The organism is Sodalis sp. RH14 (assembly GCF_047324285.1).
GTDB lineage: Bacteria > Pseudomonadota > Gammaproteobacteria > Enterobacterales > Enterobacteriaceae > Acerihabitans.
In genome coordinates this window covers 3187776-3210157 of the sequence record NZ_CP178739.1, presented here as the reverse complement: position 1 = coordinate 3210157, position 22382 = coordinate 3187776, and the positions used below count along the sequence as shown (strand labels likewise).

Annotated in this window: 20 protein-coding genes; 10 read left to right on the top strand and 10 right to left on the bottom strand. The window is 55.7% G+C overall.

All coding sequences use genetic code 11. From position 1 onward, the window contains the following. The first annotated feature begins 23 nt into the window (after nucleotides 1-23). Both ACL2XQ_RS14580 and ACL2XQ_RS14575 read left to right on the top strand, forming a co-directional pair. Nucleotides 24-1367, top strand: coding sequence for a UDP-glucose dehydrogenase family protein (locus ACL2XQ_RS14580; protein ID WP_413722779.1), 1344 nt, complete (start codon nucleotides 24-26; stop codon nucleotides 1365-1367). A 10-nt stretch (nucleotides 1368-1377) separates the two neighbouring features. Beyond that, complete coding sequence (locus tag ACL2XQ_RS14575; protein ID WP_410015251.1) at nucleotides 1378-2385, top strand: NAD-dependent epimerase; 1008 nt, start codon at nucleotides 1378-1380, stop codon at nucleotides 2383-2385. A 261-nt stretch (nucleotides 2386-2646) separates the two neighbouring features. On the opposite strand, the gene hns is transcribed toward ACL2XQ_RS14575, so the two are convergent. Next, nucleotides 2647-3054, bottom strand: coding sequence for a histone-like nucleoid-structuring protein H-NS (gene hns / locus ACL2XQ_RS14570; RefSeq protein ID WP_410015250.1), 408 nt, complete (start codon nucleotides 3052-3054; stop codon nucleotides 2647-2649). Nucleotides 3055-3619: 565 nt separating this feature from the next. Here hns and ACL2XQ_RS14565 point away from each other — a divergent pair. Then, nucleotides 3620-4240, top strand: a complete 621-nt coding sequence (locus ACL2XQ_RS14565) for a thymidine kinase (protein WP_410015249.1) — start codon at nucleotides 3620-3622, stop codon at nucleotides 4238-4240. 443 nt (nucleotides 4241-4683) lie between these two features. Here ACL2XQ_RS14565 and adhE read toward each other — a convergent pair whose 3' ends face one another. Next, the gene (adhE, locus tag ACL2XQ_RS14560) at nucleotides 4684-7404 is read right to left on the bottom strand and encodes a bifunctional acetaldehyde-CoA/alcohol dehydrogenase (RefSeq protein WP_410015248.1); all 2721 of its coding nucleotides are present in this window, start codon (nucleotides 7402-7404) and stop codon (nucleotides 4684-4686) included. A gap of 1101 nt (nucleotides 7405-8505) precedes the next feature. Here adhE and oppA point away from each other — a divergent pair. From oppA to oppF, 5 genes are all read left to right on the top strand, one after another. Further along, nucleotides 8506-10143, top strand: a complete 1638-nt coding sequence (oppA, locus tag ACL2XQ_RS14555; RefSeq protein WP_410015247.1) for an oligopeptide ABC transporter substrate-binding protein OppA — start codon at nucleotides 8506-8508, stop codon at nucleotides 10141-10143. 103 nt (nucleotides 10144-10246) lie between these two features. Continuing rightward, nucleotides 10247-11167 (top strand): oligopeptide ABC transporter permease OppB, encoded by a 921-nt coding sequence (gene oppB, locus ACL2XQ_RS14550; RefSeq protein ID WP_410015246.1) that lies wholly within the window; start codon nucleotides 10247-10249, stop codon nucleotides 11165-11167. Between the two features lie 14 nt (nucleotides 11168-11181). Continuing rightward, nucleotides 11182-12090, top strand: coding sequence for an oligopeptide ABC transporter permease OppC (gene oppC / locus ACL2XQ_RS14545; protein WP_410015245.1), 909 nt, complete (start codon nucleotides 11182-11184; stop codon nucleotides 12088-12090). Nucleotides 12091-12101: 11 nt separating this feature from the next. After that, nucleotides 12102-13127 (top strand): ABC transporter ATP-binding protein, encoded by a 1026-nt coding sequence (locus ACL2XQ_RS14540; RefSeq protein ID WP_410015244.1) that lies wholly within the window; start codon nucleotides 12102-12104, stop codon nucleotides 13125-13127. After that, nucleotides 13124-14140 (top strand): murein tripeptide/oligopeptide ABC transporter ATP binding protein OppF, encoded by a 1017-nt coding sequence (gene oppF, locus ACL2XQ_RS14535; protein ID WP_410015243.1) that lies wholly within the window; start codon nucleotides 13124-13126, stop codon nucleotides 14138-14140. The genes ACL2XQ_RS14540 and oppF overlap by 4 nt, the downstream gene beginning before the upstream one ends. Nucleotides 14141-15608: 1468 nt before the next feature. On the opposite strand, the gene ACL2XQ_RS14530 is transcribed toward oppF, so the two are convergent. Both ACL2XQ_RS14530 and cls read right to left on the bottom strand, forming a co-directional pair. Then, complete coding sequence (locus tag ACL2XQ_RS14530; RefSeq protein WP_410015242.1) at nucleotides 15609-15932, bottom strand: HI1450 family dsDNA-mimic protein; 324 nt, start codon at nucleotides 15930-15932, stop codon at nucleotides 15609-15611. 77 nt (nucleotides 15933-16009) lie between these two features. Continuing rightward, a complete protein-coding gene (gene cls, locus ACL2XQ_RS14525; protein ID WP_410015241.1) occupies nucleotides 16010-17470 on the bottom strand; it encodes a cardiolipin synthase in 1461 nt (486 codons plus the stop codon). Nucleotides 17471-17654: 184 nt separating this feature from the next. Between cls and ACL2XQ_RS14520 the strand changes: the two genes are divergently transcribed. After that, entirely contained in the window at nucleotides 17655-17834 is a 180-nt protein-coding gene (locus ACL2XQ_RS14520; RefSeq protein WP_410015240.1) for a YciY family protein, read from the top strand. Nucleotides 17835-17943: 109 nt separating this feature from the next. Here the strand turns inward: ACL2XQ_RS14520 and ACL2XQ_RS14515 are convergent, their stop codons facing one another. Continuing rightward, on the bottom strand, nucleotides 17944-18165 hold the full coding sequence (locus ACL2XQ_RS14515) for a hypothetical protein (protein WP_410015239.1): 222 nt from the start codon (nucleotides 18163-18165) through the stop codon (nucleotides 17944-17946). A gap of 620 nt (nucleotides 18166-18785) precedes the next feature. Then, nucleotides 18786-19082 carry a YciI family protein gene (locus ACL2XQ_RS14510; RefSeq protein ID WP_410016555.1) on the bottom strand — a complete coding sequence of 99 codons (297 nt, stop codon included), beginning with the start codon at nucleotides 19080-19082 and terminating at the stop codon, nucleotides 18786-18788. 216 nt (nucleotides 19083-19298) lie between these two features. On the opposite strand from ACL2XQ_RS14510, the gene ACL2XQ_RS14505 reads away from it, so the two are divergent. Further along, nucleotides 19299-20042, top strand: coding sequence for an energy transducer TonB (locus ACL2XQ_RS14505; protein ID WP_413722780.1), 744 nt, complete (start codon nucleotides 19299-19301; stop codon nucleotides 20040-20042). A gap of 61 nt (nucleotides 20043-20103) precedes the next feature. Here the strand turns inward: ACL2XQ_RS14505 and yciA are convergent, their stop codons facing one another. Genes yciA through ACL2XQ_RS14485 form a run of 4 tightly spaced genes read right to left on the bottom strand, consistent with a single transcriptional unit; the run spans nucleotide 20104 to nucleotide 22378 of the window. Next, nucleotides 20104-20529, bottom strand: a complete 426-nt coding sequence (gene yciA / locus ACL2XQ_RS14500) for an acyl-CoA thioester hydrolase YciA (RefSeq protein ID WP_413722781.1) — start codon at nucleotides 20527-20529, stop codon at nucleotides 20104-20106. Between the two features lie 51 nt (nucleotides 20530-20580). Next, entirely contained in the window at nucleotides 20581-21126 is a 546-nt protein-coding gene (locus ACL2XQ_RS14495) for a septation protein A (protein WP_410015236.1), read from the bottom strand. Nucleotides 21127-21165: 39 nt separating this feature from the next. Then, on the bottom strand, nucleotides 21166-21921 hold the full coding sequence (locus ACL2XQ_RS14490) for a YciC family protein (RefSeq protein WP_410015235.1): 756 nt from the start codon (nucleotides 21919-21921) through the stop codon (nucleotides 21166-21168). A 52-nt stretch (nucleotides 21922-21973) separates the two neighbouring features. Further along, on the bottom strand, nucleotides 21974-22378 hold the full coding sequence (locus ACL2XQ_RS14485; RefSeq protein ID WP_413739365.1) for a YkgJ family cysteine cluster protein: 405 nt from the start codon (nucleotides 22376-22378) through the stop codon (nucleotides 21974-21976). Nucleotides 22379-22382: the final 4 nt, after the last annotated feature.

Here is a 22382-nt window from a genome sequence, read left to right as displayed (position 1 = left end):
ATTTTTTTACCAGGAATTTCAACATGAAAGTGACTGTGTTTGGTATCGGTTATGTTGGTTTGGTGCAAGCGGCGGTACTGGCTGAAGTGGGTCACGACGTGCTTTGCGTCGATGTCGACGCGCGTAGAGTCGAGAATCTGAAAAACGGCAACATCCCCATCTATGAACCAGGGCTGACCCCGCTGGTGCAGCAGAACTACGAATCAGGCCGGCTGCAGTTCACCACCGACGCCAAGGCCGGCGTTAGCCACGGCATCATGCAGTTTATCGCGGTGGGCACCCCTCCCGACGAGGACGGCTCGGCGGATCTGCAATACGTCACCGCGGTGGCCCGGACCATTGCCCAGTATATGGACGATCATAAAGTGGTGCTGGACAAGTCCACCGTACCTGTCGGCACGGCGGATAAAGTTCGCGCCGTTATGCAGGAAACCCTACAGGCGCGCGGCAGCAAGCTGACTTTCGACGTGGTCTCCAATCCCGAGTTCCTTAAGGAAGGCGCCGCGGTGGCCGACTGTATGCGTCCCGAGCGTATCGTGGTCGGTACCGATAACGATGACGTGGTTGAACTGCTGCGTGAACTTTACGAACCGTTCAACCGCAATCATGACCGTATGATCCTGATGGATATCCGCAGTGCGGAATTAACCAAATATGCGGCTAACTGCATGCTGGCCACCAAGATCAGCTTTATGAACGAGATCTCCAACCTGGCGGAGCTGCTGGGCGCGGATATCGAGAAAGTGCGCCAGGGCATTGGTTCGGATCCGCGTATCGGCTATCACTTTATCTACCCTGGATGCGGCTACGGCGGTTCGTGCTTCCCTAAAGACGTGCAGGCGCTGATCCGCACCGCCGAGCATATCGGCTACCAGCCCAAACTGCTGCAGGCGGTGGAAGACGTTAACTACCAGCAAAAGGATAAGCTGCCGCAGTTTATCAAGCGTCATTTCGGCGACAATCTCGCGGGCAAAACGTTTGCCTTGTGGGGCCTCTCCTTCAAGCCCAACACCGACGATATGCGCGAAGCCTCCAGCCGGGTATTAATGGAAGCGCTATGGCAGGCCGGGGCGCAGGTACAGGCTTTTGACCCGGAAGCGATGGATGAAACCCAGCGCATCTACGGCCACCGTGCCGACCTGAAGCTAATGGGCACCAAGGAAGCCGCGCTGCAGGGAGCTGATGCCCTGGTTATCTGTACCGAATGGCAAAATTTCCGCGCGCCTGACTTTGATATGCTGAAATCGGCGTTAAAGCAGCCGGTCATTTTCGACGGACGCAACCTGTACGATCCGGAACGCCTGGCCAGCCGTGGTTTCACGTATTACGCCATAGGTCGTGGGGCTTCGCTCGCGTCTTATAAGTAAGAGGGGCCCCATGAAATTTTTGGTCACCGGCGCCGCGGGTTTTATTGGTTATCACGTCAGCAGGCGCCTGCTTGCTGACGGCCATCAGGTCATCGGCATTGATAACCTGAACGACTATTACGACGTCCGCCTTAAGCAATCGCGGCTGCTGCAATTGCAGGGCGACACCGCCTTTACCTTTCATCGGCTGGATTTAGCCGACCGCCAGGGAATGGCGTCCCTATTCGCCGGGGAAGGGTTCGAACGCGTGATCCATTTGGGCGCGCAGGCGGGAGTGCGTTATTCGCTGGAAAACCCCCTGGCGTACGCGGACTCCAACCTTATCGGCCATCTGAATATACTGGAAGGGTGCCGTCACAATGGCGTCGGGCATTTGCTTTATGCCTCATCCAGCTCGGTATATGGCCTCAATCGTAAAATGCCGTTTTCCACCGACGATACGGTGGATCATCCGGTGTCATTGTACGCGGCGACGAAAAAAGCCAATGAGTTAATGTCTCATACTTATTCACATCTTTATCAACTGCCAACCACGGGTCTGCGTTTTTTTACCGTATACGGCCCCTGGGGCCGGCCGGATATGGCATTGTTTAAATTTACCGAAGCCATGCTTGCCGGCAGACCTATCGATGTGTATAACCGCGGCGAGATGCGGCGTGATTTCACTTATATAGACGATATCGCGGAAGCCATTATCCGTTTGCAGGATGTCATTCCCACGGCGGACAGCCAATGGACGGTGGAAACCGGGTCTCCCGCCACCAGTTCCGCGCCGTATCGCGTATATAATATCGGCAATAGTCAACCGGTCCAATTGATGGAATACATCAAGGCGCTGGAAAATGCGCTGGGCATTAAGGCCGAGATGAATTTATTGCCGATGCAGCCCGGCGATGTGCTTGAAACCAGCGCGGATACCGCGGCGTTGTACGCAGCCATTGGTTTTAAACCGCAGACGGAGGTAGCGGAAGGAATACAACATTTTGTCAATTGGTATCGTGATTATTATCACCAATGACTTTAGGGGGATGTTGCGATTAATGTCAAAAAGGCGACCTTCAGGTCGCCTTTTTGTGAGCGCTGCCCGCTAACGGTTAATCACTCCACCGGCGGCGGCAGTAAAGGACAAATTGCCTGGCACCCGGATCGAACGCCAAATGTTTCTTATGCTAATAATGCTGCTCATAATTTATGCACATTATGAGCTGAGGTTTGCTTACCGGTAAAAAAAACACCCGCTGAGTATTCAAACGGGTATTTATAATAGCGGTAATTTGGATTAAAGCAGGAAATCGTCCAGCGTCTTGCCTTCATCTTCAATAGACTTCTTGATGACGGCAGGCGTACGGCCTTGGCCGGTCCAGGTTTTGATTTCACCGTTTTCATCGGTGTACTGATATTTAGCCGGACGTGCCGCACGCTTGGTTTTACCCGTTGCTTTAGAAGCGCTCATGGTTTGCAGCAATTCATTCGGATCGATACCGTCGGCAATCAGCATTTCACGATATTGCTGTAATTTGCGGGTGCGTTCTTCGATTTCAGCCTGTGCTTGGCTGTCTTCCTCACGGCGTTCGTTGACAACGACCTCAAGTTTCTCCAGCATTTCTTCCAGAGTCTCCAGGGTACATTCTCTCGCTTGCGCACGCAGAGTTCGGATGTTGTTAAGAATTTTAAGTGCTTCGCTCATTGTCCTAATCTCGAATAATATAAATGGGGCGTCGGGGTAATAATAGAGCGGTAGTTTCTTTTCTGCAATAGCTAGTTTGTAAGTAAAGTAAAAAATAATCTTTTTTTTAAACCACCGCAGCCAAACGACAGTAAATATAAGGCTTGGGGCGAGTAACGACAAATTGATTCGCCATGTTGCGTTTTTCCCCTACTGCACTTTATGGAGCGCATATTGCACAAGACGTTTCATTATGAGCCATGTTTATATCAGGGGGAAATAGCAGGGTTATAAGCCCCCCATTAACCTCCGCCGGTTAATGAAGGTCCGACCTGGCGCCGGGGTAAGCGCGCCTGGCAAATGACCGGAGGGTGAATGGTAAAGTAGCCTGTAAATGATTCAATAAAATTACACTATTTTTATTCATCGCGGCGGGGGCGCCTTATTAGACCCGGCCCGGCCAACCGCCGCGCAGGGCGGGGGGAGTGAATCCGACGCGGGGCGGGGTGGGCCTTTGTGTTAAAGAATATGATACACTTATGGTCATATTAATTATGTCATGATTTTTCACCGGGGTATGGGGCTGATGGCTCAACTATATTTTTATTATTCTGCGATGAATGCGGGTAAATCGACGGCGCTGCTGCAATCTTCCTATAATTATCAGGAACGGGGCATGCGTACGCTGGTATTTACCGCGGAAATAGATAATCGCTTCGCGCGCGGGCAGGTCCGTTCCCGTATCGGCCTTTCCTCGCCGGCCGAGCTATACCGCCCCGATACCGATTTACTGGCCGTCATCACGCAGGCGCATCAGCTTGAGCCGTTGCACTGCGTGTTAGTCGACGAAAGCCAGTTTTTAACCCGGGAACAGGTTAACGGGTTGTCCGATGTCGTGGACCAGCTCGATATTCCGGTGCTCTGCTACGGCTTAAGAACGGATTTTCGCGCGGAATTGTTTCCCGGCAGTCAATATCTTCTTGCCTGGGCGGATAAATTGATTGAACTGAAAACTATCTGTTATTGCGGTCGCAAGGCGAACCGGGTATTGCGGCTAAATGACGAGGGCAAGCCCGTGCATGATGGGCAACAAGTGGTTATCGGCGGGGATGAGCGTTATGTCTCCGTTTGCCGCAAACATTACAAACAGGCGCTGGAACAGGATGTGTCCGTGCCAGGTTACACGCGCCTGACGCCGTCGGCTTAGGTTCGCGCCGGTCCCGACCGGCGGCGAATCCGCCAGGCAGGCAGCCCGCGCGCTTAAACCGCCCAGGCGGCGCGCAGCGGCTGCCAATGACCGGGCCTGGGCGTCGGCCGCGCCCAGGCCCGGGAATCCCGTGTCGGGGCCTTTAGGGGCCTTCAGCGGTCTTTGTCTACGAGTGGCGGCGTTGCCGGCGAAAGCCGGGAACGGTATTGAGGACTGGGCGGTGGGACGCGCCGGGGACGGCTAAAGGCAGGCAAGGGCACCCGGAGTTATGAATACCCCGTACGGCGCTGGCGTTGCGATAGCGCGTTAAACGGCCCAGGCGGGCCGTAGCGCGCATCCCCAGGCGGGGGCGTAGTGATAGCGCTGCGGACACAAAAAAGCCCCTTACGGGGCTTTTTGGCGTTTCCCCCGCCGGAACGGGGGACTAACAGGCATCAGCAGTATCAGCTGGTGACTTTCTTGCCTTTCTTCTCGGATTTCACGACGTCATTTATCGTCGCTTTGATATTACCGACAGGGGCGGGCGCATTGGCCGCCGCGACGGCGTTTTCAAAGGGTTCGACGAATTTACGGCCATAGTAGGTATCCATCAGGATTTGCTTAAGTTCGGCAATCAGCGGATAACGCGGGTTGGCGCCGGTACATTGGTCATCGAACGCATCTTCCGACAGCTTGTCGACTTTTGCCAGGAAGTCTGCTTCCAGCACGCCGGCTTCGCGAATAGAGGTCGGGATGCCCAGGTCTGCCTTGATTTCGTCAAGCCAGGCGAGCAGATTCTCGATCTTCTGCGCGGTACGGTCGCCCGGTTTGCTCAGGCCCAGATGGTCCGCCACTTCGGCGTAGCGACGGCGTGCCTGCGGACGGTCGTACTGACTGAACGCGGCCTGCTTGGTCGGGTTGTCGTTGGCGTTGTAGCGGATCACGTTGGAGATCAGCATAGCATTGGCCAGGCCATGGGGAATGTGGAATTCCGACCCCAGTTTATGGGCCATGGAGTGACATACGCCGAGGAAGGCGTTGGCAAACGCAATACCGGCGATGGTGGCGGCGTTATGCACGCGTTCACGGGCCACCGGGTTCTTGGCGCCTTCATGATAGCTGGCCGGCAGGTATTCTTTAAGCAGCTTAATGGCCTGCAGCGCCTGGCCATCGGAAAACTCGGTGGCCATAATGGACACATAGGCTTCCAGCGCATGGGTTACCGCATCCAGGCCGCCGAAGGCGCACAGGGATTTAGGCATGTTCATCACCAGGTTGGCGTCGACAATCGCCATATCCGGCACCAGGGCATAATCCGCCAGCGGGTATTTCTGGCCGGTGGCGTCATCGGTGACCACGGCGAACGGTGTAACTTCCGAACCGGTGCCCGAGGTGGTGGTAACCGCAATCATCCTGGCTTTTACGCCCATTTTCGGGAACTTGTAGATACGTTTACGGATATCCATAAAGCGCAGCGCCAGCTCTTCGAACGGGGTGCCCGGATGTTCGTACATCACCCACATGATCTTGGCGGCATCCATCGGCGAGCCGCCGCCGAGGGCAATGATGACATCGGGTTTAAACGACATCATCTGCTCGGCGCCCTTGCGCACGATGCTCAGGGTCGGATCGGCCTCAACCTCGAAGAACACTTCGGTTTCAATGCCGTGGTTTTTCAGCACCGAGGTAATCTGGTCGGCATAGCCGTTGTTGAACAGATAGCGGTCGGTGACGATAAAGGCGCGTTTTGCGCCGTCGCTGGCCACTTCGTCCAGGGCGATCGGCAATGAACCACGACGGAAATAGATGGATTTAGGAAGCTTATGCCACATCATATTTTCAGCTCGCTTGGCCACGGTTTTCTTGTTGATGAGATGCTTGACCCCGACGTTCTCGGAGATCGAGTTCCCGCCCCAGGAACCACAACCCAGCGTCAGGGACGGCGCCAGCTTGAAGTTATAGAGGTCGCCGATACCCCCTTGGGAGGCCGGGGTGTTGATCAGGATACGCGCGGTCTTCATCTTGTCGCCGAAAAAATTCACGCGTTCAGGCTGGTTATCCTGGTCGGTGTACAGACAAGAGGTATGGCCGATGCCGCCCATCTCCACCAATTTTTCCGCTTTGATCACGGCGTCTTCGAAATTCTTGGCGCGGTACATGGCCAGCATCGGCGACAGTTTTTCATGGGCGAAGGGTTCTGAGTCGTCCACGACGGTCACTTCACCGATCAGCACCTTGGTGTTGCCCGGCACTTTGATGCCGGCCATATCGGCAATCTTCGATGCCGCCTGGCCGACAATGGCCGCGTTAAGCGCGCCGTTTTTCAGGATGATGCCCTGAACGGCTTTCAGTTCCTCGCCGCGCAGCATATAGCCGCCATGGCTGGCGAAACGTTCGCGTACGGCGTCATAGATTTCGTCGACCACGATAACCGACTGTTCGGAGGCGCAGATGACGCCGTTATCGAAGGTCTTCGACATCAGGATGGAGGCTACCACGCGTTTGATGTCCGCGGTTTCATCCACCACGACCGGGGTGTTGCCGGCGCCGACGCCGATGGCAGGCTTGCCGGAGCTGTAGGCGGCCTTGACCATGCCCGGACCACCGGTGGCGAGGATCAGGTTGACCAGCGGATGATGCATAAGCTGGTTGGATAATTCCACGGTCGGCTCGTCTATCCAGCCGATGATGTCTTTCGGCGCACCGGCGGCGACAGCGGCCTTAAGCACGATTTCCGCCGCGCGGTTGGTGGCGTTCTTGGCGCGCGGATGCGGCGAGAAAATGATGCCGTTGCGGGTCTTCAGACAGATTAACGCCTTGAAGATAGCCGTCGATGTCGGGTTGGTGGTAGGCACGATACCGCAGATGATACCGATGGGTTCGGCGATGGTGATAGTGCCGAACGTATCGTCCTGGGCCAGGATGCCGCAGGTTTTTTCATCTTTATAGGCGTTGTAAATATATTCGGAGGCAAAATGGTTTTTAATCACTTTATCTTCGACGATGCCCATACCGGATTCGGCTACGGCCATCTTGGCGAGGGGGATGCGCGCATCGGCGGCGGCCAGGGCGGCGGCGCGGAAAATTTTATCCACCTGCTCCTGGGTAAAATTGGCATATTCGCGCTGGGCTTTTTTGACGCGTTCTACCAGCGTATTAAGTTCAGCGACATTAGTAACAGCCATAATGCTCTCCTAATAAATGTTAAAATTTTGGGTTAGATTGTTAAACTCTTTAAGTAAAAAGCCTGCCCGCCTCGCCCACAAAGATATATATGACTAATATTATATCAGTTAGTCTATCTGCCCAATCAGGGATATGCATTGGCACAATGAGCTTTTTACTTAATGAGTTTCTTCAATCACCTACTTTAACAAAAAATTCAGTTAAATTGCCGCTTTTTTATGCTTACCCGGCTTTGCGTTAAAGGGATCTTAAAGAGTATTACCGCAGTTATATGTGATACATATCACAAATTATGCATGCTGACTCCATTCAGCAGGGAGGGGTAGCCGCAAAAGTTACACAGGTGCCTTAATTACGTTAACCGATGAAATGTCGGGATAAATACGATTACAATTAATTAACAAACTGGCTGCAAAATTCGCCCCAAATAGCGATTTACCGCCGGGGGAGAAAGCAAAACGGCAGGCCGCCAGAAAAATCCACCTTAACATTGCCTGCCTAACCCCGCGCAGCGATGCTCATAACGGTCAGCATCAAAATAGGACAAAACATGCACGGAATTGGCCAAAATGCACCATAAAGCATCAGCGTATATTAACTGCGCAATGGGATTTTGTCGGCATAATGGGAAATTAATCGTGCTTTATTTCAAAACGATAGCGGGTTTTATCGGAATTTTCCGGATTTTTTTTCAGCCTAAGCGGCAAAGGGTCTTGTCACAATGCTACTCAGATGTTATTAGTGTTTATTCACGCATCATTAGGCGTTTATTCTCTTTACAGGCCATAAATTGACCTTATGTGTTTTTATGTAACAAATGATTAAATAATAATTATTTTTCCATGTAAGGCTGATATTTTTTGATGCCATGATAACTGTAAATAACTTCTTGCCAGGCCTGTGTCCCACCCGATTGCTGTTTTTGCCGGCGCCGCGCCGGCTTGTTTCCTTTATAGCCTTCACCAATAAGGAATACCGCTTCTTTGCCTTGTGGTTTCGTTCACCATAATTGGCGTGGGAGTTGTCATACCCGTTTAACGGGAACCTGCGTGCCGCAAAGCCGGGGCCACGCAATAATAAAAAACTGGAGTGCACTGATAATGACCAACATCACGAAAAAGACACTGCTGGCGGCGGGCATCATTGCCGCACTGGGCGTCGTGTCGGTAGGATCCTCTTTCGCCGCGGACGTTCCCGCCGGCGTGCAGCTTAGCGACAAACAGGAATTGGTGCGCGGCAACGGCGCCGAAATACAGTCCCTCGATCCCCATAAGATAGAAGGGGTGCCGGAATCCAATATCAACCGCGATGTGCTGGAAGGGCTGACCATTAACGACCTGTACGGCCATACGCAGCCGGGCGCCGCCGAAAGCTGGGAGACCAAGGACTCGAAAGTCTGGATCTTCCATCTGCGCAAAGACGCCAAATGGTCCAACGGCGATCCGGTGACGGCGCAGGATTTTGTCTATAGCTGGCGTCGCCTGGCCGACCCGCAGACCGCGTCGCCGTATGAAAGCTATCCGCAGTACGCCCATATCGTGAATATCGATGAAATCATTGCCGGCAAAATGAAACCCGATACCCTGGGCGTTAAGGCCGTGGACGATAAGACGCTGGAAGTGACCCTGAGCCAGCCGGTGCCTTATTTTCCTAAATTACTGAGCAACCCCGCCATGTCGCCGGTGCCGCAAAAGGTGGTGGAGCAGTTTGGTGAAAAATGGACCCAGCCCGCCAATTGGGTCGGCAACGGCGCGTATAAAGTAAAGGATTGGGTCGTCAACGAGCGTCTGGTGCTGGAGCGTAGCCCGTCCTATTGGAATAATGCCAAGACGGTGATCAACCAGGTGACCTACCTGCCGATTTCCTCGGAAGTAACCGACGTGAACCGCTATCGCGCCGGCGAATCCGATATGACCTATAACAATCTGCCGATCGAATTATTCCAGAAGCTGAAACGCGAAATCCCGAAAGAAGTGCATGTCGATCCGTATCTGTGTACCTATTATTATGAAATCAATAACCAAAAGGCGCCCTTTACCGATGTGCGCGTGCGCACCGCGCTGAAACTGGCGCTGGATCGCGATATTATCGTTAACAAGGTCAAAGCCCAGGGCGACTTGCCCGCCTTTGGTTTTACGCCTCCGTATACCGACGGCGCCAAGCTGACCCCGCCGGAGTGGTTTGGCTGGAGCCAGGACAAACGTAATGCCGAAGCGCGTAAGCTGCTGGAGCAGGCCGGCTACACCAAGGATAAGCCGCTGACCTTCGATTTATTGTACAATACCTCCGATCTGCATAAGAAACTGGCGATTGCCGTTGCGTCGATATGGAAAAAGAACCTGGGCGTGGAAGTCAAGTTGGTAAACCAGGAATGGAAAACCTTCCTCGATACCCGTCACCAGGGGACCTTTGATGTATCCCGCGCCGGCTGGTGTGCCGATTACAACGAACCCACCACCTTCCTGAACATTATGCTGACCAATGGTTCGAGCAATACCGCCCATTACTCCAGCCCGGCCTTTGATAAACTGATTGCCGACGCCGTCGACGCCAAGAGCGATGATGCGCGCACAACCTTGTATCAGCAGGCTGAACAGCAACTGGATAAGGATTCCGCCATCGTTCCGGTGTATTACTATGTGAACGCCCGGCTGGTGAAACCTTATGTTGGTGGATATACCGGTAAAGATCCGCTGGATAATGTGTATGTAAAAGACCTTTACATCATCAAACATTAACCAGGCGTAATGGATGACAACAGGGCAGGGTCTTCACGGGCCGTGCCCTGTTTTTCCTGTTCAAGTGAACGATTTGAATAAATGCACGTTATAGGTATTGGGCATGTTAAAGTTTATTATCCGCCGGTTGCTTGAAGCGATTCCGACGCTATTCATATTGATCACCATTTCATTTTTCATGATGCGGCTGGCGCCCGGGAGTCCGTTTACCGGCGAGCGCGGCCTGCCGCCGGAAGTGATGGCCAACATCGAAGCCAGGTACCATCTCAACGATCCGATGATAAAGCAGTACGGCGCGTATCTGGTCCAACTGGCGCACGGTGATTTCGGCCCGTCGTTCAAATATAAAGACTATTCGGTTAACGATTTGGTGGCCAATTCTTTTCCCGTCTCGGCCAAGCTAGGCCTGGCGGCGTTTATACTGGCGATGGTGGTGGGGGTATTCGCCGGCGTCATGGCGGCGCTGCGGCAAAATACCAAATGGGATTACCTGGCCATGGGTTTTGCCATGACCGGCGTCGTCATACCCAGCTTTGTGGTGGCGCCGCTGCTGGTGCTTATCTTCGCCATTACGCTTAAATGGCTGCCGGGCGGCGGCTGGAACGGCGGCGCGCCCAGGTTTGTGCTGCTGCCGATGATTGCCCTGTCGCTGGCCTATATCGCCAGCATCGCCCGTATCACCCGTGGCTCGATGATTGAGGTGCTGCACTCCAACTTTATCCGCACCGCCCGGGCCAAGGGACTGCCCATGCGGCGCATTATTTTCAGCCACGCCCTCAAACCCGCGCTGCTGCCGGTCATTTCTTATATGGGACCGGCGTTTGTCGGTATCATTACCGGCTCCATGGTAATAGAAACCATCTTCGGACTGCCGGGGATCGGCCAGCTGTTTGTCAACGGCGCGCTGAACCGTGATTATTCGCTGGTGTTAAGCCTGACCATCCTGGTCGGGGCGCTGACGATTTTATTTAATGCGATTGTCGATGTGCTGTACGCGGTTATCGACCCGAAAATACGTTATTAAGCTGGAGCACGCACATGATGATTGGTAACAAAAATAGCGAGGCTCTGGAGAAACTCAGCGAAACGCTGCAAGTGGAAGGCCGTAGCCTTTGGCAGGACGCCCGCCGGCGTTTTATCCATAACAAGGCCGCGCTAACCAGCCTTATCGTTCTGGCGCTGATCGTGGTGTTTGTCGCCCTGGCGCCTTCCCTGGCGCAATTCAGTTACGACGATACCGACTTTGCCATGATGTCGGCCGCGCCGAGTATGGAATCCGCGCATTATTTCGGCACCGATTCCTCCGGCCGCGATCTGCTGGTGCGCGTGGCCATCGGCGGACGGATTTCCTTGATGGTCGGCGTCGCCGCCGCGCTGGTGGCGGTGATCCTGGGCACGCTTTACGGTGCGCTGTCCGGCTATCTCGGCGGTAAAACCGACTCGGTGATGATGCGCCTGCTGGAAATCCTCAACTCTTTTCCGTTTATGTTTTTCGTTATCCTGCTGGTGACTTTTTTCGGCCGCAATATCTTTTTGATCTTTATCGCCATCGGCATGGTGTCCTGGCTGGATATGGCGCGTATCGTGCGCGGCCAGACCCTGGGGCTGAAACGCAAGGAGTTTATCGAGGCCGCGGTGGTCAGCGGGGTGCGTACCCGCAATATTATCCTGCGCCATATCGTCCCCAACGTGCTGGGCGTGGTGGTGGTTTATGCGTCCCTGCTGGTGCCGAGCATGATCCTGTTCGAGTCGTTCCTCAGTTTCCTGGGGCTGGGCACGCAGGAGCCGCTGAGCAGCTGGGGCGCCTTGTTAAGCGACGGCGCCAATTCCATGGAAGTGTCGCCCTGGCTGCTGATGTTTCCCGCCTTTTTCCTGGTGGTGACGCTGTTTTGTTTTAATTTTATCGGCGATGGCCTGCGTGATGCCCTCGACCCGAAAGATCGTTAAGGAGTGCCGTGATGAGCATAATCGACCCAAAAACGCCGACGCCCTCCCTGGCGTCGGCAGCGTCCGCGCCGGCATTGCTGACCGTTAAGGATTTGCGCGTGACCTTCGCCACCGCCGACGGCGATGTGACCGCGGTTAACGACCTGAACTTTACCCTGCGGGCCGGGGAAACGCTGGGTATTGTCGGCGAGTCCGGCTCGGGTAAGTCTCAGACCGCGTTTGCCCTGATGGGACTGCTGGCCGCCAACGGGCGTATTGAGGGCTCCGCCGCCTTTAATGGCCGTGAAATTCTCAACCTGCCGGAGAAGCAGCTGAACAAACTACGCGCCTCGGAAATCTCGATGATTTTCCAGGATCCGATGACGTCGCTTAATCCTTATATGCGGGTGGGCGAACAGCTGATTGAAGTACTGTTGATGCATAAAAAAATCAGCAAGCATGAGGCGTTTGAAGAGTCGGTGCGTATGCTCGACGCGGTAAAAATGCCCGAGGCGCGCAAGCGGATGCGGATGTATCCCCATGAGTTTTCCGGCGGCATGCGTCAGCGGGTGATGATCGCCATGGCGCTGCTGTGCCGGCCGAAACTGCTGATAGCCGATGAGCCCACCACCGCGCTGGATGTCACCGTCCAGGCGCAGATCATGACCTTGCTAAACGATCTGAAACGCGAGTTTAACACCGCCATCATTATGATTACCCACGATTTGGGTGTGGTGGCCGGCATCTGCGATCGCGTGCTGGTGATGTACGCGGGCCGTACCATGGAATACGGTACGGCGCGCGATATTTTTTACCAGCCCAGCCATCCTTATTCCATCGGCCTGCTGTCGGCGGTGCCACGGCTGGATGCCGACGGTTCCACCATGATGGTGACCATTCCCGGCAATCCGCCCAATCTGCTGCGTTTGCCGGAGGGCTGTCCGTTCCAGCCGCGCTGTCCTTACGCCATGGATATCTGCGTCAACATGCCGCCCCTTGAGCGGTTCGCCACGGAGCGTCTGCGCGCCTGCTATAAGCCCCTGGAGGAATTGGTATGAATGCCATGGACGAACATAAAAAGGTGCTGCTGGATGTCGAAAACCTGAAAGTGTATTTCGAGGTGAAAGGCGATAAACAGTGGTTCTGGCAACCGGCCAAGAGCCTAAAGGCGGTCGACGGCGTGTCCCTGCGGCTGTACGAGGGAGAAACGCTGGGGGTGGTGGGCGAGTCGGGCTGTGGCAAATCGACCTTTGCCCGGGCGCTGATTGGCCTGGTGAAATCCACCAGCGGGCGTATCGCCTGGCTGGGCAAGGAATTGCAGGGGATGAGCAGCGATGAGTGGCGCGAGACGCGTAACGATATCCAGATGATTTTCCAGGACCCGCTGGCCTCGCTTAATCCGCGCATGACCATCGGCGATATCATCGCCGAGCCGTTGCATACCTATCATCCGAAGATGCCGCGCCAGTTGGTGAAAGACAAGGTGCGCAACATGATGCTGAAGGTGGGGCTGTTGCCGAATCTTATCAATCGGTATCCGCATGAGTTTTCCGGCGGGCAGTGTCAGCGTATCGGCATCGCCCGCGCGCTGATACTTGAACCCAAGCTGGTGATTTGCGACGAGCCGGTGTCGGCGCTGGACGTGTCGATCCAGGCGCAGGTGGTGAATTTATTGCAGCAGCTGCAGCGTGAGATGGGGCTGTCGCTGATCTTTATCGCCCACGATCTGGCGGTGGTGAAGCATATTTCCGATCGGGTGCTGGTGATGTACCTGGGCCACGCGGTGGAGTTGGGTACGTATGATCAGGTGTATCATAATCCTCAGCATCCCTACACCAAGGCGTTGATGTCGGCGGTGCCGATACCGGATCCGGATAAGGAACGTAATAAGGCCATTCAACTGCTGGAAGGGGATTTGCCGTCGCCGATCAATCCGCCGTCGGGGTGTGTGTTCCGTACCCGGTGCCCGATTGCCGGCGAGGCGTGCGCGGTGACGCGGCCGATACTGCAGGGCAGTTTTCGGCATGCGTGCTCCTGCATTAAGGTGGATGTGAGCCAACTGGCGCAATAATCGGGAATAAAACCCACTTTTCGCCAGCAGGGTGCCAGCGGGCGTACCAATGATATGGTCTGGTGATTTTGGAGCGCCGGATGGATGTCGCCACGTTTATGTCGCCGCGGAGAGGATTTCGCCGGCGGTTTGCGTCGCCTTGGCGGAGGTTTTGCTGGCGTTTGTGGGAGAGACTTATGCCGCTGCGGCGAGGGTTTCGCTGGTGGTTGGGGGGAGACTTATGCCGCTGCGGCGAGGGTTTCGCTGGTGGTTGGGGGAGACTTATGCCGCTGCGGCGAGGGTTTCGCTGGTGGTTGGGGGAGACTTATGCCGCTGCGGCGAGGGTTTCGCTGGTGGTTGGGGGAGACTTATACCGCTGCGGCGAGGGTTTCGCTTGCCGTGCGTTAGGTTGTTTTATGTCTTGCCCGGTGCCGGCAAGCGACAAGAAGGGTGGTTCGCGCCACCCTTCTTGACTTCCGCGCGTCCGGCAGACCGTGCGCCGCTGCGCGGTTCCCGGCATCACCCATCCCGTCTTTTGGACCGCACGGGACGCGCTCCCGGCGCGCCCTTTGCTTTCGCCGCTCCCGGCGGCTCATCCAGCCGCGATGCGCGCCGCCGGCGCACTCTATGCCGGCACCACGTCAACACCATCGTCTGTGAGTAAATTAATGTTTTAGGGTTCTCAGCGGTATGCGTTTACCGGGAAAAATATCAGCATCCAATTTGGGCTAAAGTCTACAATCTAATGGCTAATGGCTAATGGCTAATGGCTAATGGCTAATGGCTAATGGCTAATGGCTAATGGCTAATGGCTAATGCTTACTATTAAAACTTAAAACTGAATGATGAATGCCTTACTGCCTTATTACATGACGGCTCTCACGCCTTACTGCATGACTCCATGTCTGTATGACCTGCTTTTCGCTGTGCCAGCTGCTTTTTTCCATACGCGTTGCATCCCATAACCGTCAATCCTATCCCGACGCCAAACTCTATCCAAGCAAAAGCGCCGCTATCGCTTCAGAAAATACATTGCCAACAGCGACATATGTCCCGGCATAAAGCGCGCTGACGGCGCCAGTGCCCCCGGCATGAGCCGCCGGGAGCGGCGAAAGGCCCGGTGGCGCCGGGAGCGCTAACCGGGCCGGTGCATCACGGGGGCATGGGCGGCGGAAGGCATCGCGCAGCGACGCGCGACCTGCCGGGCGCGCGGAGGTCAAGGAGGCCGTCGCGGTACGGCCTCTTTGTCGCTTGCCGGCACCCGGCACTGCATATAACCACCGAACGCACGGCAAGCGAAACCTCCGCCACGGCAACATAAACCTTATCGCAGCGGCATAACCTCCGCCACGGCAACATAAACCCTATCGCGGCGGCATAACCTCCGCCACGGCAACATAAACCCTATCGCAGCGGCATAACCCCCGCCACGGCAACAGAAATCCCCCAGCCTAGAACGGGCCTGGCATGTCATGCGGCACTTGTGAAGTTATTCTTTCCAGAGGATATGGCAGATTTTTTCCGCTTTATCGCGGCAGATCAGCATGCGCGCAAAAACGTCGTTGACCTCCTGTCCGTCTTCATCCGCCAGGCCGATAACCACTTCAGCGAAAAAATCCGGATTGAGGTCAAAATCCACCTGCTCGTGCCATTCTTCCGACGGGTCAAACAGCTCAGCCGCGCCGCGTTGTTCAAACTGCAGATTAAAAAGAATCAGATCGGCCTGATCAAGGTTATCCGGCGCCAGTTCAAGAAAAATATCATAAGCCTGCTCCAGCGTTTCATCATCTGTCAGGCGATTGTCCAAATCCATAACCGGGGTCCTGTGTGGGTATCACGGAGGCATCAAGGGCGTTGCATGGCGCTATTACATCATGGCCTTCGCTAAATTTACAGCAATGGACTGAAAAAGTAGAACAGGCGCTCGACAATGCGTTGCCAGTAGGGGCGTTTGGCCCAGACCTGCGGGTCGATAAGCCGGGAGCGGGCGATATAATCCTCCTGGACCCGCGCCAGGTCGCTGCCGAAGTCATCATCGTCAATCACCAGGGTAATTTCAAAATTGAGCCACAGGCTGCGCATGTCGAGATTGACGGTGCCGACCAGGCTGAGCTGGCCGTCCACCAGTACGCTTTTGGTATGCAGCAGGCCACCCTCGAACTGATGGATATTGACGCCCGCTTCCAGCAGTTCGGCGAAAAAGGCCCGGCTGGCCCAGCCGACCAGCAGGGAGTCGTTATCGCGCGGCACCACGATATGCACGTCCACGCCGCGCTGGGCCGCGGTGCAAATGGCGTGCAGCAGATCGTCGCTCGGCACCAGATAGGGCGTGGTCATGATTAACTGCTGCCGCGAGGAATAAATTGAGGTCAGCAGGGCCTGGTGGATCATGCCTTCCGGGAAACCGGGGCCGGAGGCAATGACCTGGATAGTATGTCCCGTCGCCTGTTCAAACGGCATGATATTGACATCGGGCGGCGGTGGGAGCACCCGCTCACCGGTCTCGATTTCCCAGTCGCAGGAATAGATAATGCCCATGGCGGTCGTCACCGGGCCTTCCATCCTGGCCATCAGGTCGATCCATTGCCCGACGCCGGCATCCTGCTTGAAATAGCGCGGATCGACCATGTTCATGCTGCCGGTGTACGAAATATAATTATCAATCAGCACCATCTTGCGGTGTTGACGCAAATCCATGCGCCGCAGAAAGACACGCAGCAGGCTGACGTGCAGCGTTTCCACCACCTCGACGCCGGCGTTACGCATCATGGCCGGGTAGGGGGTGCGGAAAAACGCGACGCTGCCGGCGGAATCGAGCATCACACGGCAGCGCACGCCGCGCCTGGCGGCCGCCATCAGCGCCTCCGCCACCTGGTCCACCTGGCCGCCGGCCTGCCAGATATAAAACACCATCTCGATATTAGTCTGCGCCAGTCCGATATCCCTGATCAAGGCTTTAAGGGTGGCGTCGGTACCGGTAAGCAGCTGCAGCTGGTTGCCTTTCAGTCCGCCCATACCCTGGCGTAACTCGCACAGCTTGAACAGGGAGCGGGCGACTTCGCTGTTTTCGGTGGCGAAAATCCGCGTGCACTGCTTGAGGTCATGCATCCACTTGGCCGTGGACGGCCACATGGCCTTGGCCCGTTCCGCGCGGCGCTTGCCCAGGTTGAGTTCACCGAACAGCAGGTAGGTGATGATGCCCACCAAGGGAAGGATATAGATAACCAATAACCAGGCCATTGCGGAGGGGACCGCGCGCCGCTTCATTAACACCCGCAGGGTGACACCTGCGATCAGCAACCAATAGCCGAATACTATTAGCCAGTTGATTACAGTATAAAAAGTTGTCATAGAGGCGAAAAATCCTGTTCGCAAGGCGTTAAGCATGAGTGTACGCATACGGGGCGAAAAGAGGAAATTTTTTCGCCCCGCGCGCGCCCTTTACCAGTCCGCCGCGCCGGCGTTACAGCCTTGGCAGTCCGGGAAAATGGTTTATAATGGCGCCCTTATTATCCGGTAAGAGTCCGTTCGTGCCATGAAAAGAAGCAGAAATGAAGTCAGCCGCTGGCGCATGTTAAGGCAGGCGCAGCGCCGGCGTAGCCAGTGGGTGGAAGCACAGTCCCGCACCTATCGGCATCTGACGCGTTTGCGGCATCTTCAGTTGAAACAGCAGCGCCGTTCGTTGCTCTTTTCCGTAACGTCTTATGGTCTGTGATCCGCGCTAAATAACAGCGATAAAAAAACCGGCTTTTGGCCGGTTTACCGTATTTGAGTTCCTTATTACGGTTTTAATCAGGATTATCCCTTTCCTTATGATGTCTCTGTCACTGTGTGGCGGTGGTCGTTGATGTCGACGTCGACGTAGACGTCCCAGTGCCTTCCGGGTCGCTGGCGGATGCCATGGCGGCCACCGAGCCGGAAACCAATCCCGGATCGGTGACCGTCGCGGCACCGGAAGCGCTTTGCGTAGCCGCTTCCGTGGTTCCCGCGGCGCCGGCTGCAAAAGCAGTACCGGTGCCGGCGGCGGACATAACAAGTAGTGCCATAAAGATTTTCTTCAACATACTTACCTCCGGTTGTTAACTTCTTAACGGGGAGTACAGCAATTCCAAAGTATTAGAAATTGCCGGCGCCTACAAACCGGATATTGGCGCCCTGGCGCGTATTAACTGAATATTTATGCTGTCTTGGCCGGTAAGAGTCTGATTAAATGTTGGTTATTTTTTATACTAAGATAATTCCTAAATGATAATGATATGCCGGGACGATCACGGTAATTTCTATCAATTTTAAGGGGTTAATAGCCGTTACGCTCATTAATTGCCGTTAAGTATTAGTCGGCGTTAAGTAACAAGCGAAATAATAAAGAGGCGACCAAAATAGGCGGCAGAAAAAAAATAGCATTAAGGGAAAAGCAAATTCACCGACGGCAGGGGTTGGCACGCATTATATATAGCCCCGGCGATATCCAGGTCTGGCCAACAGAGAAAATAATGGCGTTGTTTGCCGGTAAATCCGTTGGCGCAGCCTCCTTAATAGAGAGGATAAATGATAAGCATGGATAATGATTGATGGGTTTTGCCGCCGGGTAAATTAACCTAGCGGGCAATCAGCGTTATTTCACGCCCGGGCCGCGTGGCGGCGCCGGGATGCAATAGGGTAATAATCAGAAGGTTTTACGGTAGGGTTTAACCTGCACCTGCTTATAAACACCCGCGGCGACATACGGGTCGGCATCCGCCCATGCCTGCGCCGCTTCGAGGGAATCGAATTCAGCAATAATGGTGGAGCCGCTGAATCCCGCCGCCCCGGGTTCGTTACTGTCTATCGCCGGCAGCGCGCCCGCCGTCAGTAAACGACCCTCATCGCGTAGCAGTTGCAGCCGGGCGACATGAGTGGCGCGTACGGATTGGCGTTTTTCCAGGGATCCGGGCACGTCTTCAGCATAGATAACATAGAGCAAGGGCATTACTCCCAAAGGAATGGATTCATTTCAAGTAATTTACGTTAAGACATTGAACCCCGCGGCGCAATGAAAAAATTTTCCTGGCCGCTGACGGTTGTTCAGACAGGGATAATTGCCGGTTTATCCTGTTAACCTGGCAAGAGTTTGTTTTGAGTTATTGAATATGATTGCTATTTGCATTTAAACTTCACCTTTACTGAAACTTTTGTTGATATGGCGTTGATAATTTTGAAACCGACCCGTCGATTTTCGTGGCCGTTTGTCTTGTCCGCAGGGCTGCATACCTCGCTGGTGGCGGGATTGCTGTATACGTCGGTAAACCAGATAACCGCGCCGACCGCGGTTGAGCAGCCGATGAGCGTTACGCTGGTGGCGCCGGAGCCTGAGCCGGTGGCCGCGCCGCCGCAGCCGCCGGTGGAACCGCCCGAGGTTGAGCCGACGGCTGCGCCCGAACCCGCCCCGGAGCCTGTGCGCGAACCGGATCCCATCCCCGCGCCTGAGCCTCCCGCGCCGGTACAGCAGCCGAAACCCCTGCCCAAGCCCAAGCCGGTGCATAAAGAAGCGGCTAAACCCAGGCCCAAGGTGACCGAGCCGCGCGCCGAACCGACACCGCTCGCCGCTCCACCCCGTGAGGCGCCCGTACGTGCCGCTCCGGCGCCCGCGCCGGCGCCGTCCGCACCGGTGGCCGATACCGGCCCGAAAGCCATCAGCCGCCCGGAACCGGGCTACCCTGAGCGCGCCAGGGCATTGGGCATCGAGGGAACGGTGAAGATCCAGTTTGATGTCGATGATAGCGGCCAGGTGGAAAACCTGCGTATCATTTCCGCCACGCCGCGCAATATGTTCGAGCGCGAAATTCGCCAGGTGATCCGGCGCTGGCGCTACCAGAGCGGCAAACCGGGCAAAAACCAGACCACGACCATCGAGTTTAAGCTGTCGGGCGTCAGCAGCAGCTAGGCCGGGCCGCGGTGTACGCGCAAGGCCCAGCACGGGCCGCCGCCTGGGGCAAAACGGGCGGCTAAGCGCCGCCGGGGGCGAAGTGGCGCTTGCCGTCGGGCAGGGGACGCGCCTTGCCTTCGTCGTCCACCGCGACATAGGTGAAAGCCGCTTCGGTGGCGCGGTAGCGCTGGCCGATGGGGGCGGAAGAGACTTTTTTGATCCAGACTTCCACGTTAATGCTCAGCGAACTGTTGCCCGTGCCGGTACAGCGGGCGTAACAACAGACCACGTCCCCCACCGCCACCGGTTTCAAAAACGTCATGCCGTCGACGCGCACCGTGACCACTCGGCCCTCGGCTATTTCCTTGGCGAGGATAGCGCCGCCCATATCCATTTGCGACATCAGCCAGCCGCCAAAAATATCACCGTTGGCATTGGTGTCGGCGGGCATGGCCAGCGTGCGCAGCACCAGCTCGCCGGAAGGTAAAAAAGGATTGTCGCTCATCAGGGGTTCCGCTTGGTTTGACATCGGTCCGCCCCGCGGCGGACCGGGGGATCAACGGGAGTTTTTCTGGTCTTCCGTCATATGACGATAGACATACACTCCGCTTAACAGGGTGAATACCAGCGTCAGGCCGGTCAGGCCGAACACCTTGAAATTCACCCAAACGTTTTGCGGCAGCCAGAAGGCGATATAGATATTCGCCGCGCCGCAGCCCAGGAAAAACAGCGCCCAGGCAATATTAAGATTGTTCCAGACGCGCTCGGGCAGGGTCAGTTCCTTGCCAAGCATGCGCTGAATCAGCGGCTTGCCGAGCATAAACTGGCTGACCAGCAGCGCAATGGCGAACAGGCCGTAAATGACCGTGACCTTCCATTTGATGAATTCGGCGTTATGGTAATACATCGTCAGTGAGCCGAAGATGGCAACCATGATAAACGTCAGCAAGGTGACTTTTTCCACTTTCCGGTAGCGGATCCAGGTATAAATCAGCACCAGCGCCGACGCGGCAATCAGCGCGCCGGAGGCAATATAAATGTCGTACAGCTTATAAAAGACAAAGAACACCACTAACGGCAGAAAATCCAGAAACTGCTTCATAAAAAAATCCGTGGTTGGTTAAGTGACGCCGGCTTGGTTTCAGGCCTGGCGCAGCAACATATACAGGCGATACAGGTAAATCAGCAACAGTGCGGAAATAATATTACTTAAGCCGTTAAGCAGCACCGCGGCCACCAGCGACGACACCTGGGTAAACTGTGCCGCCAGCAATAATACCGCCGCCTTGGCCAGCAGCCATACCAGCACCGCCGGGGCAACCAGCCGTACATTGGCGAAAGCCAGTTTACTACTCAGGCGCATCGACTTGAATACGCCCAGATTGTCGCTGGCGGCAATCACCGGCGCCATGCTGAACGCTATGGCAATCAGGATCCCCGGTATCACAATCAATAATAGCCCGAGTTGCACCAGCAGCGTGGTAATAAATACCAATAACAGCAGGCGGGGCAGGATGGGCGCGGACAGCCCGATGGCGCGCAGCACGCTGACCGGCTGCCGGTCGGATACCAGGCGAATCATGGTCAACAGCGCCCCGGCCAGGATGACGTTGCCCACCAGACCGGCGAAAGTGCCCGCCGCAGAGGCTTTCAGCAGCACTTTTTGCTGTTCAGGCGTCATTTGCTGCACCAGTTCCTGCAGGCTGAGGCTGGATGAGTCGGCCATGTCGGGACCGTCGGCGCTCAGGATGACCAGCTGATCGCTACTGGGCGATAAGGCATGGCCGAGCACCACGCTAATCAGCGCCGCCAGCAGGGCCAGCAGGATGATGCTGGTAAACTGGTTACGGGTAAAATTCAACATGTCGCGATACAGGGTACTTGCCATAATTGGCATGTAGAGCTCCTTGGCAGAACGTTCTAAATTATCAGCCCGGTATTCTACCCTGTTAATGCCCCGGAGGGCACCCCGCGACATGATGATGCTGATTTTCCACCCTAATAAGCGTCTGCGCGGGCGCTGCGAGCGGCGGCAGGCCGTAATGCGCCCTGGCGCGATCGCAGGCGTCGTTGGGCCGCTCGCCGTCGCCGGCCATGGCAAACTCCCGGCAGGGCGAGGGACGACCGGCATAAATGGTGCAACGGACCGCTTTACCCACCTCGCCCGCCAGGGCATGGCAACGCGGCGTCCGCTCGTTGGTGCCGCGCATGCAACGTAAGAAAGGGGTAAGGGGTTCAGTTAAGGCATGGGGCACCGGGCCGCCGCCGTCATCGCCCTCGGCCCAATAAAAGGATACGCGGAACCACGCGCAACACGCGCCGCAGCTCATGCAGGGATTACTGTTATCGCTCATCGTG